This is a genomic window from Staphylococcus simulans, assembly GCF_002902285.1.
In the GTDB taxonomy this organism is placed as follows: domain Bacteria; phylum Bacillota; class Bacilli; order Staphylococcales; family Staphylococcaceae; genus Staphylococcus; species Staphylococcus simulans.
On sequence record NZ_PPRU01000011.1, the window covers coordinates 68,459 to 83,526 of the forward strand.

At 34.7% G+C, this 15,068-nt stretch carries 13 protein-coding genes; 4 read left to right on the forward strand and 9 right to left on the reverse strand.

Annotated features, from left to right (window positions below; genetic code table 11):
* The 3 genes from CD112_RS02725 (at position 1) to CD112_RS02735 (ending at position 2,812) form a co-directional block, all read left to right on the forward strand.
* Positions 1–639 carry a 5-bromo-4-chloroindolyl phosphate hydrolysis family protein gene (locus CD112_RS02725; RefSeq protein ID WP_103363806.1) on the forward strand — a complete coding sequence of 213 codons (639 nt, stop codon included), beginning with the start codon at positions 1–3 and terminating at the stop codon, positions 637–639.
* Positions 639–1,766, forward strand: coding sequence for a toxic anion resistance protein (locus CD112_RS02730; RefSeq protein WP_103363807.1), 1,128 nt, complete (start codon positions 639–641; stop codon positions 1,764–1,766). Before CD112_RS02725 ends, CD112_RS02730 begins: the two co-directional genes overlap by 1 nt.
* Positions 1,767–1,891: 125 nt before the next feature.
* Positions 1,892–2,812 carry a diacylglycerol/lipid kinase family protein gene (locus tag CD112_RS02735; RefSeq protein ID WP_103363808.1) on the forward strand — a complete coding sequence of 307 codons (921 nt, stop codon included), beginning with the start codon at positions 1,892–1,894 and terminating at the stop codon, positions 2,810–2,812.
* Positions 2,813–2,869: 57 nt separating this feature from the next.
* On the opposite strand, the gene brnQ3 is transcribed toward CD112_RS02735, so the two are convergent.
* The 5 genes from brnQ3 to CD112_RS02760 form a co-directional block, all read right to left on the reverse strand.
* Positions 2,870–4,213 carry a branched-chain amino acid-like transporter carrier protein BrnQ3 gene (gene brnQ3, locus CD112_RS02740; protein ID WP_002480922.1) on the reverse strand — a complete coding sequence of 448 codons (1,344 nt, stop codon included), beginning with the start codon at positions 4,211–4,213 and terminating at the stop codon, positions 2,870–2,872.
* A 225-nt stretch (positions 4,214–4,438) separates the two neighbouring features.
* Positions 4,439–6,331: a vWA domain-containing protein gene (locus CD112_RS02745; protein ID WP_070463440.1), complete on the reverse strand. Its 1,893-nt coding sequence runs from the start codon at positions 6,329–6,331 to the stop codon at positions 4,439–4,441.
* Positions 6,332–6,343: 12 nt separating this feature from the next.
* The gene (locus CD112_RS02750) at positions 6,344–7,135 is read right to left on the reverse strand and encodes an ATP-binding protein (RefSeq protein ID WP_002480924.1); all 792 of its coding nucleotides are present in this window, start codon (positions 7,133–7,135) and stop codon (positions 6,344–6,346) included.
* Between the two features lie 91 nt (positions 7,136–7,226).
* Positions 7,227–7,430 carry a DUF6501 family protein gene (locus CD112_RS02755; protein WP_002480925.1) on the reverse strand — a complete coding sequence of 68 codons (204 nt, stop codon included), beginning with the start codon at positions 7,428–7,430 and terminating at the stop codon, positions 7,227–7,229.
* 25 nt (positions 7,431–7,455) lie between these two features.
* Positions 7,456–8,271, reverse strand: a complete 816-nt coding sequence (locus tag CD112_RS02760) for a VOC family protein (RefSeq protein ID WP_002480926.1) — start codon at positions 8,269–8,271, stop codon at positions 7,456–7,458.
* 173 nt (positions 8,272–8,444) lie between these two features.
* Between CD112_RS02760 and CD112_RS02765 the strand changes: the two genes are divergently transcribed.
* Positions 8,445–8,624, forward strand: a complete 180-nt coding sequence (locus CD112_RS02765) for a hypothetical protein (RefSeq protein ID WP_002480927.1) — start codon at positions 8,445–8,447, stop codon at positions 8,622–8,624.
* A gap of 142 nt (positions 8,625–8,766) precedes the next feature.
* Here CD112_RS02765 and sucB read toward each other — a convergent pair whose 3' ends face one another.
* The 4 genes from sucB to CD112_RS02785 form a co-directional block, all read right to left on the reverse strand.
* Positions 8,767–10,032, reverse strand: coding sequence for a dihydrolipoyllysine-residue succinyltransferase (gene sucB, locus CD112_RS02770; RefSeq protein ID WP_023015213.1), 1,266 nt, complete (start codon positions 10,030–10,032; stop codon positions 8,767–8,769).
* A gap of 12 nt (positions 10,033–10,044) precedes the next feature.
* Complete coding sequence (locus CD112_RS02775) at positions 10,045–12,840, reverse strand: 2-oxoglutarate dehydrogenase E1 component (RefSeq protein ID WP_103363809.1); 2,796 nt, start codon at positions 12,838–12,840, stop codon at positions 10,045–10,047.
* 183 nt (positions 12,841–13,023) lie between these two features.
* Positions 13,024–14,388, reverse strand: a complete 1,365-nt coding sequence (locus CD112_RS02780) for a HAMP domain-containing histidine kinase (RefSeq protein ID WP_023015211.1) — start codon at positions 14,386–14,388, stop codon at positions 13,024–13,026.
* Complete coding sequence (locus CD112_RS02785) at positions 14,385–15,047, reverse strand: response regulator transcription factor (protein ID WP_002480931.1); 663 nt, start codon at positions 15,045–15,047, stop codon at positions 14,385–14,387. The genes CD112_RS02780 and CD112_RS02785 overlap by 4 nt, the downstream gene beginning before the upstream one ends.
* Positions 15,048–15,068: the final 21 nt, after the last annotated feature.

Genomic DNA, 15,068 nt, shown 5'->3' on the forward strand with positions numbered 1-15,068 from the left:
TTGAGATATTATATTTCTCGAATTTATGGAACACTTGTAGGTGTTCCAGCTGCTATTGTCGCTTGGCTCACAAGTATTTATGCATTCGATATATTATTTGTATATGATTTAGGAATCGGTATTGTAGCATTCTTTGCTTTTTACCTTCCTACTCAATTTTTCACATCCAAAAAATATTTAAATGAAATAGGATTAACACGAAGAGACTTTAGATTTGTGCGTCACCATTTAAATAATGCGCAAACAAAAGTTAGAAAACTACTAAAATCCTTTATCAACGTGCGATCAATAAAAGATTTCAAGCAAGTTAACGAAATTCATAGATTAGCACGAACAATATATTTTACGGTGAGACAGCAACCACAAAAGTTCTTTATTGTTGATAGCTTTTTCTATTCGCACTTAGACAATGCGTTGAACTTGATTGAAAGCTATACAAGATTGGCAAAAATGCCAGCAAAATCTAAAGAAGAAAAACAAAAGTTAGAACAAACACGTATTACCTTAGATGAAGTTAAAAGGACTTTAGTTGCTGATTTAAAGCGATTAAATGAAGAAGACTATACACGTCTTGATGTTGAAATGGAAATGAATAAAATAGAGCAACAACGTCACTTACAAAGAAAGGAGCATGATTAATGGCTAACGAAAATGAAATGCCGACACATCCAGAGTTACAGAGCCAGATTTCAAATAACCAGACACTCATGGAGGCTAATAAAGATTTCACGCCAGAACAACAAAAGAAAATTCAAGAGTTGGCAAATCAGATTGAACCGATGAATTATGACTCACTGATGAAATTCGGTTCCAATGCACAATCTAGTATGTCGACTTTTGCACATAAAATGCTGACTGAAGTAAAGTCTAAAGATACAGGCCCTATCGGAGATACATTAAATCAATTAATGGTAAAACTTAAAGAAGTACAACCCGATGACTTTAAACAAGAAAAAGATTCTTTCATAAAGAAAATTTTTAAACGCGCTAAAGCTTCTGCGAATGAAATTTTCTCAAGAATGCAATCAGTTGGCTCTCAAGTAGACCGTATTTCTGTTGAATTAAAAAATCATAAAGATGGATTGAACAGAGATATTCAATTATTAAACGGTCTATATAATCAAAATAAAGACTACTTTGAAGAACTTAATCTTTATATTGCAGCGGCACAAGAAAAGAAACAAGCAATCTTAGAACAAGAATTACCTGAGAAAAGACAAAAGGCATATGAATCAGGCAATCAAATGGATATTCAAGAAGTAGCTGATTTAGAACAATTTGCGGATCGTTTAGATAAACGTATCTACGATTTACAGTTATCTAGACAAATATCACTACAAACTGCACCACAAATTCGTATGATTCAAAATGTGAACCAAACACTTGCCGAAAAAATTCAAAGCTCCATTTTGACAAGTATTCCATTGTGGAAAAACCAAATGGCTATTGCGTTAACATTGATGCGTCAACGACAAGCAATGTCAGCACAACGTGCAGTTACTGATACTACCAATGACCTGTTAACTGCGAACTCAGAGTTGTTAAAACAAAATGCAGTGGATACAGCTGTTGAAAATGAACGTGGAATTGTTGATATTGAAACATTAAAATCAACACACGAGAATATTATTGAAACAGTTGAACAAACATTGCAAATTCAAGCTGAAGGTCGTGAAAAACGTCAACAAGCTGAACAAGAATTGCAACATTTAGAAGCGGATATGAAAGAACGCTTATTAACAATGAAAGAAAATAAAGTACAATAACAAACAAAAACGATTATCTCCCCTACCGTTTTGGTGAAAGATAATCGTTTTTTCTTTTGTATGATTGAACAATATTAATTTTTGGGTAAGTATAACGAGATAAGTTCAAAGGAGTCTGGTAACTAATGACACAACACTTCAATAAAGGTGTTTTGTTTTATCATCAAGCTGCAGGTCAAGGCAATCTGTATAAATCTATTGGACAAGTAACAGAAAGCTTAGTTCAAATGTGTGATGATTTAACAATTAAATTAAGTGAAGAAGAAGGAGATATTAAAAAGTTTTGTGATACTGTAGCTCAAAATGATGACCATTCATATGATATCTTCTTTATCTTAGGCGGCGATGGTACAGTTAATGAGTTAGTAAACGGCGTCGTAAAAAATGAGTTGAATATTCCTATCGGCATTATTCCAGGCGGAACGTTTAATGATTTTGCTAAAACATTAAATTTGGCTGCTAGACCTGTACAAGCAGCACAACAATTGCTTGAAGCTAAAGTGAAATCTTTTGATGTATTAGATATTAATGGTCATATTGCGTTAAACTTTGCCGGAATCGGTATGATGGTAGAAAATGCAGAAAATGTAGATTCAAACAGTAAGAAAGTTTTTGGTAAGTTAAGTTATATCTTTACTACTTTAAAAGTAATTGCTGATCCTGAAACCTATAAATATGAAGTTAAAGCAAATGGTGAAAGTTATTCAGGAGAAACATCCATGATCCTCATCGCAAATGGTAATTTTGTCGGTGGAAGCAGAATTCCTTTAGAAGACTTATCCCCTTGCGATGGTAAAATGAATATCTTCCTATTCAAAAATCATAATATGAGTTTAATTAAGGATTTCTTCCACGTGAAAGACAGTATGAATTGGAATGATATCACTGAGAATATCACATTAGTATCCACTGATGAAGCAACTTTAGAAACGACTCCAAATACTAAAATGGACATTGATGGAGAAATATTATTTGATACGCCTGCAGAAATTAAATTGTTAAAAGACAAAGTAAAACTATTGTATGTAGATATAGAAAACGAATAAGAATAGAAAACGGGAGTGTACGTATGATTTGTACACTCCCGTTCTAGATTTATAGAATTATTCTTTTTCGTAAACGATTGGTTTTTGATTTTTTGCGCCTAAGCTGATTAAGTACCCGATAATTACAGCTGCAATCGCAATTGGGAACCATTCTAGGCTGTTGCTAGCAAGTGGTAATTTGCTCCAAGCTCCAAAATGAATCCATTCTTTAGCAACCGCTACACTAATTAATGATGTAATTGTAATCACAATAATTGTAAATTGTTGGACGATTGGTTTCATTGGAACAAATCGTGCCATCAAAATTAATAATACAGTTGTAATTCCGATTGGATATAAAATCATCAATACTGGAATTGAAAGTTGAATAACTTGGTTTAAACCTAAGTTAGCAAGTACTAAACTGATACCAGTAAAGACTAATACATAAGCTTTGTAAGAGATTTTAGGGAAAATACTATTAAAGTATTGACTTACTGATACTACAAGTCCACATGCTGTTGTTAAACAAGCAAGTGCAACGATGATACCTAATAAGTATTTACCAAATTCACCATAACCAGTTCCGGCAATTGTAGTCAGTAAGTATGTACCGACGTTTTGGTCATGTGCTGCTAAATCTTTTAATTTCTCTGGAGATACAACCATATGGTTACCGATATAACCTAGAGAAATATAAATGAACATTAAACCAGCTGCTGCAATTACACCTGCCATTGCTGTTTGTTTGAAGATTGTATCAGCATGTGTCACTCCTGTTGCTTTAACTGCATTTACTACAATCATAGAGAAAGCAATTGCGGCAATTGCATCCATTGTAAGGTAACCTTGTGTAAAACCTTGAGAGAAACCAGTTAATGTTGATGTATATGCTTCTGTACCATGGCTAGATGGATTACCACCGAAGTCCATAAATCCTTTGATAATCATAGCAATGATTGTAATCAACAATGCTGGCGTTAATAATGAACCGATACGGTCTACCATTTTACCAGGACTCAAACAAAGATATAATACTACTGCGAAATAAATAACTGAGAAAATAAATAACGCAATTGGGCTGCTTGTATTAATGATCGGTGTAACAGTCATTTCAAATGATGTTGACGCTGTACGCGGAATTGCGAACAACGGTCCGATTGTTAAATAAATAGCCACTAGGAATACTACTGAGAAAATAGGTGATATTTTATTAAATGATCCGATATAACCTTGTTTATCTAAAGCACCTACTACCACACCTAATAACGGAAGCCCGATTCCCGTTAATACAAATGCGAGAATAGCTGGCCAGAAATAATGACCGCTATCTAGTCCTAAATTTGGTGGGAAGATAAGGTTTCCGGCGCCAAAGAAGATGGCAAACAAGGTAAACCCGATAATCCATGTGTTTTTATTCATTTTGATGTGCTCCTTCTGTTACTATAAATCTTAAATATTGCTTTATTTTAGCATAATGCACTAGGAATTGCCATATAAACTTTCAGAAAATTTAAAAAGTATCACGCGAAATTTGTTACATAATCAGTGAAATATGTCATTTTACTAATTTTAAAACAAAATAATACGCATACAATCAACAAGATAATGTCTTATTGTGTTTTGTATGCGTATTGTATAAGGTCTTTAGACAGACTTCAATAATAGTTTTTTCAATAAAGGTGAAAGTTGACTCGGTAAGTTCTCAACACCTTCTACAAATAAAGCGTATTGCCCATAAATATTATGGATGGTACGTTCAATATCTTCGGTAATTTCTTCTTGACTTAAGAATACGTTAAATATCTCAACACCATATTTTCTAGCTTCTTCAACAGCTTCGTACGTGTCAATAATACCATCTTGATCGTAATTATATGCTGAAGGTTCACCATCAGAAAAGATGATTAAAAATTGTTGGTGATGCGGTCTGCTTAATAAGCGTTCACTTGCAATTCTGATTGCGACACCATCCCTATTATCATCTTGTGGCGTTAATTCCATTATTCTAGCGCTGTCTTTTGAACCGATAGAATAATTATAATTGATAATTTCATCAATAATATTAGGTTGCGATTTGTCATCAGCATCAAATGCATCCTCATTAAATGCTAAAACTTCATGTTTTACATTCAGTTTTTTCAAGGTTTCATGGAATAATACGACACCTTTGATTGTTTCTTCCATTTTATCAATCATACTTGCTGATGCATCAACAAGTAATGTGAATGTCGCATCGAAGGAACGACTTAAATCTTGTTTTTTATAGAACATTTTATATTGGTCATCAATAAACCAATTGATTAAGTCTCTTTGTAAACGTCCTTTAGTAAGGTTATGACGTTCATCAACTTGTTCACGTTCTATCGTTTTTTCAATGATTTGTGTTAAATCCTTGATTTCGTATTGTACTTCTCGTTCTACTTCGTGATATGCTGCACGATCCTCAGCTGTTATTTCCGGCACATTCCATTTAATTTCCACATTTTCATTGATACCTTTTAAGGCAAAAGGTTGTGATGAAGCACCTGTTTGGCCACCCGACTCATTATCTAAGGTCTCATTTGATCCTTTACCCTTTTTAGTCATCATATCTGTCATATCATCAGAAGCATCACCTTCCCGTGCGTTGTCATTATCACTGACAGCTTCACTGTTCTCGCCTTCATGGAGTTCCATTTCTAGGTAAGAACCACCTTGCGATTTAGAGTCTTGTGCTTTGGTGTCAGCTTCAGCTGTCTCGATGTCATCATCTTCATCTGTGTCATCTTTACCGTCAACATTTGCTGCATCCACACGTTTAAGGTCATCGAAAGTTTCAGCTTGGATTTCTTTATAAACTTTACGTGGAATGTAATAATACTCATTTAGCATGTCTTCATCTAATAAGTCATCAAGCTGATACATAATACGTTCAGCTAAGAACTTATTGTCTTCTGATGTGTAGTTCATAAAGAAATTAGGCAGATACATATACATACTTTGTAAGATTGGATCTAAATCAGGTCTAATACTAGGCACTTCATAAAAGTCTTCAGTTAATAGTGATTTCTCTAAATATAAGAAGATTAAATCAGTATAAGTTGTTTTTGTGCGATAAACACTGATTTGTGACTCAGTATAGTTAAGACGAATTTGTTTGCGCAAAGCGATTGCATCTTTCATACTTGGGCGAATTTTAACAATCGCATTTAGCACACGCATATCTTCTAATAATTTGAAGACTTGTTTAAAGAAGCTTGGATGTTTAAATTCTTGATTGTCTAATACTTCATTCACAATAAATTCATCCATTAATCGATAACCATAGGTCGCAAGTAAAACATCTGTCTTTAGTCCAGTAATTTCAATATGACTTGGACGGTGTGTCCAGAAGACACTAGCGATTAATTCATTTTCGATCGGATCATAATAAGGGAATTTTTGAATTTTGACATGCGTTTGATTATTTTCCAAAAGTAAACGTGCAAGGTCTTGCAACATCATCACTTTTTTAGCGTCTAAGATTTCATCATTAAACTTGATAAATCGATTGGTCATAAAAATCCCTCACTAAAAGTTCAATTCTATTGCATTAATAATCGCTTGTTGTTCACGTTCATCTTCTAACTTGTCAATAATCGCACGTTGAATTGCACGTTCAATCGGCATGACTGTTGCTAAATCACTCATATCAATCAATGCACGGATACTTGCAGCTTCTTCAGAAATTTGCCCTTGTTTTGTCATAGTACGTAAGTCTTCATTAAATGCGACAATTTTTGAAATAAGTGCATCATCGTCTAAGCGACTTTGTTCTTTAATAACTGTTTTTAATGTTTCGCCATCAATATAGTCTACATGAATAACAACGAAACGGTTTTTTAATGCTTCGTTCATCGGTAATGTACCTACATAACCTTCGTTAATTGCTGCAATGACATTAAAACCAGGTTTTGCTTTAATAATTTCACCAGTAAACGGATTTGTAAGACTGCGACGATAGTCTAGCACACCGTTTAAGATAGGAAGTGTTTCAGGTTTCGCCATATTGATTTCATCAATGTATAGAATGTGTCCTTCTTTCATCGCTTGGATAACAGGTCCATCAATAAAGACAATTTCTTGATTGCCATCTGGACTTGTTTGGATAGTTTTGAAACCTAGTAAACTTTCAGCGTCTAAATCAACAGAACAATTGACTTGATGCATTGGAATATTAATATCTTCACTTAATGATTCTGCGAGTTTCGTTTTACCTGACCCTGTCGGTCCTTTTAATAAAATGTTTTTATTTAAGCGCATCATTGCATATGCGTCACCAAATACTGTTTTATCGGCATTAATATACTGATGTTGTGCCATTTAAAATTTCTCCTTTTCATACATCAAAAAATAGACCGAGGCACATCATTGTGCCCAAGTCCCTAATCGAATATTTAATTCAAATTGCTTATTAAACTTCTTTAAAATACTCTTTATAATAACCGCCAACTTTACCTGAGTTATCAATGATTTGATAATATTCTTCAGTTTCGTTAACGACATCGTATTGTTTTCCAATAGTCAACATATCAGATACTGTAAATTTTTTAGCGTCTGTATGCAGTACTTCTACCTTTTTAATTGGTTGTTTGTCTTTCCATTCTTCGTGTAACATATGTTCACAATCCTTTCTGTGCAGGTTATGCTTTTTCTAAAGTTAAGATGAATGACAATCCACTATTTTCTGTAATACGAACTGATTCTGAATCTTGTTGTTCAAGTGTTTGATATGGAATGCCAATTGTTTCTAGCTGTTGGACCGCATTGCGGTATTCTTGTTTAGATTGCGTACTAAATTCGATTTGTTCGACCGAACCATATTCTGGTAAATTAATTGGTTCTGTAGCTTGGAAGATGTGTAATTCTCCACCTAAGCCGCCTTCTCCAATTCGAAATACTTGTACTTTAAAGTCATCATCTGTAGTCGGTGTGTATTCAGCAAAATGATCAAGGCCGAATACTTTAGATAAAATCGATGAAGTCAGCAACATTTCATTAACTTGAACAATCACTGGTCCAAGTCCTTGGATTTGGTGAAGCGGATTCACCGTACCTTCATCGGTAGGCATACCTAATGGTACACCACTATTATTTTCATTAGAATAGATATCAAAGAATTGTCCGTTACCGTCTTTAAATTCAAAATGTTTATTATTATTCATTTCAGTAACGTCACCATATTTGATTTCATTTTGGTCTAAAATTGATTGATACTCTTCTAATCCTAAATCTGATGGTGTTCTTAAACCGACACTTAAGACATGATTATTTTCTGTCGAATAGTTTGGTACTTCAATAAAGTGTATTCTTGTACCCGGACTTAAAAATGCATCACCAAAACGTACTGCATTTTTTGAACCTTGTCTTTCATAATTCAATCCTAAAATATCATGAAATAAATAAATTGATTGTTCTAGATTTCGAGTACCTATTGTGACACTTCGTAAACCTGCCATTTTACCCACACCTTCTTTTGTGATTTCTCATTCATTATAACTTAAATGAAGTGGTTTTTGTATGATGAAGTGTTCAATGAATGAATTCAGTCAAAATAAGGTATAGTAATAATATATAGGATTAGAAAAGGCGTGTTTGATCTGAAAATTTGGATCAAAGGAGATGATTAATAATGCTTACTTTCTGGATATTATTCGCTTTAACGATACTTGTAGCAGCGTACTCCGGTATTAACTACTTCACAGGTCGAATTAAAGAAAATGCGAAGTTTAAAAAGCAACATTTCGGAGTTTTATGTATCGTATTTGTCATCCTTGCAATTATAGAACTTGTCGTTTTCAATATGCTATAGAATTAAAAGCAGCGATGATTGATTTTAATGAGTTAAATCAATCACGCTGCTTATTTTTGTTTCTAAATTCAAAAATCAACATAAAAATACGACGGCAAAACTGCCGTCGTATCAAGGTTTGTAATATGATTTACTTTATAGATTAAGATTCTAATAATAAATCTTCAGGGCTTTCGATAAGCTCTTTGATTGTTTTCAAGAATCCTACTGCCTCTTTACCATCAATAATTCTGTGGTCGTAGCTTAAAGCAAGGTACATCATAGGACGGTTCTCAATTGTATCTTTATCAATCGCGATAGGACGCGTGATGATTGAGTGCATACCTAAAATAGCTGCTTGGCTTCCGTTAATGATTGGTGTAGACATCATTGAACCGAAGATACCACCGTTTGTGATAGTGAATGAACCGTTCATTAAATCACCAAGTGATAATTTGTTGTCGCGTGCTTTAACTGCTAAGTCTGCGATTGAACTTTCGATTTCTGCGAAGTTTTTCTTATCACAGTCACGTACGAATGGCACGATTAAACCATTATCTGTAGATACCGCAATACCGATATCATAGAATTGTTTAGTAATCATGTCTTGTCCATCAATTTCAGCATTCACTGCAGGGTATTTTTTCAATGCTGCAACGGCTGCTTTTGTGAAGAATGACATGAAACCTAATTTTGTTCCGTCATGATCTTTGATAAATTGTTCTTTTTTACGTTTACGTAAGTTCATCACATTTGTCATGTCAACTTCGTTGAATGTAGTCAGCATTGCTGTGTTATTAGATACTTCTAATAATTTCTTAGCTGCTGTTTGTTTACGACGAGACATTTTTTCGCGAATCACTGGTTTGTTTGGTGTGCTGCTTTGTGGTTTAGCTGGTGCTTCTGATTTCGCTGGCTCAGCTTGTTTTTGGTTACCTTGTTGTTGACGATCAATGTCATCTTTACGTACAACATCGTTACCTTTAGAAGCAACTTCTGCTAAGTCGATACCTTTTTCACGCGCATATTTACGTGCAGATGGTGTTGCATTGACGCGTTGGTCACTAGAAGCACTTTCTTTTTCTTCTGATTTGTCAGCTTCTGCTGGTTCAGATTTTGATTCTGATTTGTCTTCAGATTTTGGTGCTTCTTCTTTTTTGTCATCAGATGAAGCTGAAGATGATGAACTGCCGCTGCCTTCCCCTACAGTTGCGATTGCTTGTCCTACTTCAACAGTATCACCAGGTTCTGCTAAGTGTTCTTGTAAAACACCTGCTTCTTCAGATACAACTTCAACGTTGACTTTATCTGTTTCTAATTCGACAACAGCTTCACCTTTGTCTACTGAATCACCTGGATTCTTCAACCATTCAGCTATTGTACCTTCTGTAATAGATTCTGCTAACTCTGGAACTACGATCTCAGACATACTAATTTCCCCCTAATTTTTGTTAAGACTCTCTTCGATAATAGATTTTTGAACGAGTTTATGATTTTCTCCGTCACCTTCAGCTGGCGCAGAACGTTTAATACGACCGCTATATTGCAATTCGTATTGATCGCTAGCGATATCACTTAAGTAAGGATATACGAACAACCAAACACCTTGGTTTTGCGGTTCTTCTTGAACCCATGCAATTGTTTCAAGGTTTGGCAACTGATCAATAACTGCTTTGATTTCGTCAGCTGGGAATGGATATAAGCGTTCTACCGCAATCAATAAAATCGATTCATCCGGTTCTTTTTGCAGACGTTCCTTCAAATCAATAAACATTTTACCTGAAGCTAAAATCACTTTTTTGACTTTGCTTGCTTCATGCTCTTCTGGCAAGATAGGTTCGAAATGGCCTTGTGTAAATTTATCGATTGTGTCAGCTACAGTTTTATTTCTTAATAAACTTTTCGGTGACATGACAACTAGTGGACGCATTGCATCAGTATCCAAGCTTGCTGCTTGTGCACGTAATAAGTGGAAATAGTTACTAGAGCTAGATAAATTTACGACAGTCGCGTTATTCTCAGCTGAGAGTTGTAAGAAACGCTCTAATCTTGCTGATGAGTGTTCTGGACCTTGTCCTTCATATGAATGTGGTAAGAACAATGTTAGACCTGAGCGTTCGCCCCACTTCGCATAACTGCTGAATAAGAAGTTATCGAACATCATTTGTGCCATATTCGCAAAGTCGCCGTATTGAGCTTCCCAGATATTCATAGTACCCTTGTTTTCAACATTGTAACCGTATTCGAAGCCTACAACAGCTGCTTCAGATAACGGTGAGTTATGAACATCGAATGATGCACGTTGATTTGGTACATGTTGTAAAGGCACATATTCTTCGCCAGTATCAGGGTTATGCAATACCGCATGTCTGTGACTGAAAGTACCACGTTCACTGTCTTGACCTGTTAAACGAATTGGTGTGCCATCTTGCATGATTGTCGCAAATGCAAGTTGTTCAGCTTGTGCCCAATCTACTAAACCATCTTCTTTTTCAAATGGTTCTCTACGTTTTTCTAAAACTTTGTTCAGTTTTTTCAAGACTTCAAAACCTGTTGGATATGTTAATAATGCATCATTGATTGATTTCAATTCTTCGAAATCAAATTGACGATCATCAGGTTGAAGCGGTAAGTCAACATTGTCCGGTTTAGACATATCTTGTGTTGTTGTTTTATCATTTTTATCGATTTTATCATGTGCTGCACGTAGTTCTTTTTGAACATCATCTAAGATGTCATTCTTTTCATCCTCAGAGATAATGCCTTCTTCAACCAATTGGTCACCATAAATGTGATCTACAGTTGGATGCTTACGGATGGCATGATAAGGAATTGGGTTTGTAATAGATGGTTCATCCATTTCGTTATGACCATAACGACGGTAACCGACTAAATCGATAACAACATCTTTGTTGAACTCTTTTCTGAAGTCCATTGCAATATCAATTGCTTCAATTGTTGCTTCAACATTGTCTGCATTAACATGCATAATCGGTACATCATAACCTTTAGCAACATCAGTAGAATATGTTGTTGAGCGACCATCTTGTGGCTCTGTAGTGAAACCGATTCTGTTGTTAGTAATCAGATGCAATGAACCGCCTGTTGAATACCCCTCTAAGTTGCCTAAGTTCATTGTTTCAAAGTTGATACCTTGTCCTGGATAAGCAGCATCACCATGAATTAAAATCGGCATAGATTTGCTGAAATCTGTTTGTACTTTGCCGCTTTGATGACGGTCATCTTGTACAGAACGTGTTTTACCTAATACAACCGGTGACACGATTTCTAAGTGACTTGGGTTGTTTGCTAATGAAATGCGTTGTTCTATACCATAAGTGTCTGTTGTTTTCGTACCGCCTAAGTGATATTTAACGTCACTTGTCCATGCTGAACCTGAAGTTAATTCTAGACTGCCGTCTTGTGGTAGGAACTTCATTGGATCAGTATGCATGAATTCAGAAATCATCATTTCATAAGGTTTTTCTAACACATGTGTTAAAACGTTGAGGCGTCCACGGTGTGCCATACCTATTTGAATATTTTGAATTTCTTCTTTAGCTGCACGACTTAAGATTTGTTGCAGCATTGGCACAAGGGTATCTACACCTTCAATAGAGAATCGCTTTGCCCCTACAAAGTTTTTATGAAGATATTTTTCGAAACCTTCAACATGTGCTAATGTCTTGAATAATTCTAGCTTTTGGCTTTTATTTAAGTTTGCTTTATATGGCGTTTCAATACGTCGCTTGAGCCAAGCGCGTTCTTTATTGTTGTTAATGTGTGTGTATTCAAAAGCAATCGGCCCTTTATAACGCTTTTCCATGCGTTGGATTGCTTCATAGGCATTGTCATAAATATCAGAAAAATGATCTGACACAATGCCTGAAGAAATTTGTTGTAAATCTTCTTTTGTTAAATTGAAATCTTCAAGTGTCAATCTAGGAACATTTTTACGTTCTGGTCGATTGACTGGATAAATATCTGCCTGCAGATGCCCATATTGTCTGATGTTATCGATTAAACGCATAACTTGTTTAATTGTCATATCATCAGAACTTGATGAAGGTGCTGCAGCCACCTCTCTGTTGTCATTGTTAATTGTACTAAATAGAATTTGTAAATCTTCAGAGACAGAAGTTGGATCTTGTAGATATTGATCGTATAAATCAATAATTACCCCTAAGTTAGCTCCGAAATTTACAGGTGCTTCACTAACCTGTGTATATTTCGTCATATTACTCCCTCCACAATATATTGAAACGCTTACAAATAAATAATATCATTAAATGTTCACAAATTAAAGGGAGAATGACGATTTGATGGCATGAAAAAGAGCCGATATGACGGCTCTTTATACACATATATAACCTTAAATATAATATTGTACAATAATAGACGAATTATCATTAAAATGTAATTATACGTTGAAGGTAATTTTGAATGTAGTAAACGTATCAACTTCACTTTCAACTTGAATCGTACCGCCATGTAAATTCACTATATTTTGAGCAATCGATAATCCTAAACCATTACCTCCACGTTGTCTAGAACGTGATTTGTCTACGCGATAAAAACGGTCAAAGATAAAGTCTAAGTCTTTTTTAGGAATGCCTGAACCATGATCGGTAATTTCAATAGTTGCTTGTCTATTTTTAAGTGCAGTACAAATTTCTATTCTTTTCTCTCTTGTATCATATTTAATCGCATTATCCAAAAAGATAAGCAATACTTGTTCAAGTTGATAACGATTAATATTCAGCCATATTGGTTTCACTGACGGTGTAAATGTAAAACTATAATCAGGATGTAATTGTTTGAGAGATTTTAGTCTAGATTTAATCTCGTCATTCACATCAACAGGTTCTACATCTAAAGCATCCTTATAGGTTGATTCTTTCGTTAATAGTAACAACTCTTCTACTAACTTGGTAATACGATTCATTTCTTCGATTGTTATATCTAATGATTCTTCTAAAATTGCTGGGTCTTTCTTACCCCATCGTTGGATAAGATTTAAGTGACCTTGAATGATTTGAAGCGGTGTTCTCAGTTCGTGTGAAGCATCTTCTACGAACTGGCGTTGTTGATCAAATAGTTCTTCAATTTGAATCATCATATCGTTGAATGTATCAATCAAGTCAGTTGTTTCATCGTATTCTGTCGGTAGTTCTAACTTTTCCTGGAAACCATCTCTACGGATTTTACGCATTTTGTTAGCCATAATTGTAATAGGTTTTGCGATTTGTGCAGAAAAGATATAACTGATAGTGGCAGTAATAATAATGGCAATAATACCAAATAACACCGATAAGATGATTAATGAATGCATAACACTATCATAACTTGCGAGCGAATGGATAATCACAGAATAACCATGAAACTTTTCAGTTTCGACTGGATGAGAAACGATTAAAAAGTTTGCATCTTTAATACGTTGCACGTAAACACTGTGATACTGAGAAGGTTCAATACCTTTTGTGCTATTAATAAAATCACTCATAGTCGATGTTTCGGTTATCTTTTGTTTGTCATTATCAAACAGAATCACTTTTTGGAAATTACCAAGTGATGCGTTTAAATCTAAAGGTTTAATATCAACCAAAGATTTCGTCGCAAGTAAAGCTGAAACGTTATCAGCACTTTTTTCTGCATCATTAATTTCACTGTCTCTTAAAGTAATGCTCAAAAAGTAAATGATGACTAAGCTGAAAATGAAAACAATCAAAAACGTAATACTCGTAGTAATTAGCATCCATTGAGTTTTTAATTTTCGTTGCTTCATTTGCGTATCACATAACCGACACCACGTACTGTTTCGATTACCTTTTCTTTACCAAACGGTTTCAATTTATTTCTCAGATAACGAATATAAACATCCACTACATTGGTTTCTACTTCGCTGTCATAACCCCAAACATGATTTAATATTTGTTCACGTTGCAAGACATGATTTAAGTTTTCAGAAAGCAGCTGTAACAAGTCATATTCGGTTTTAGTTAATTCAACCTCTTGACCATCAATCGTAACACGAAAGGCTTCTTTATTAATTTGAATACCTTTAATGTCGATGATATCTTTAGCTGGTTGGCGTCTTAATGTTGCACGAATACGTGCTAATAGTTCTTCGATATCGAAAGGCTTTACGATATAATCATCTGCACCATAATCTAAACCTGCTACTTTATCATATGTATCACCTTTTGCTGTGATGATAATAATTGGAGTAGATTTGACTTCACGTATTCTCTTACATATTTCTAAACCATCCATATGTGGCAACATCAAATCGAGTAAGTACAGATCATATTCTTTTTTTAATGCTGTTTCTAATCCTTCTGCACCATCATTTTCAATATCAACTTCATAATTCTCATGTACTAATTCTAATTCAATGAATCGAGCTAAGTTTTGCTCATCTTCTACGATTAATATTTTTGTCATTGAAAGCACCTCAATCATGAT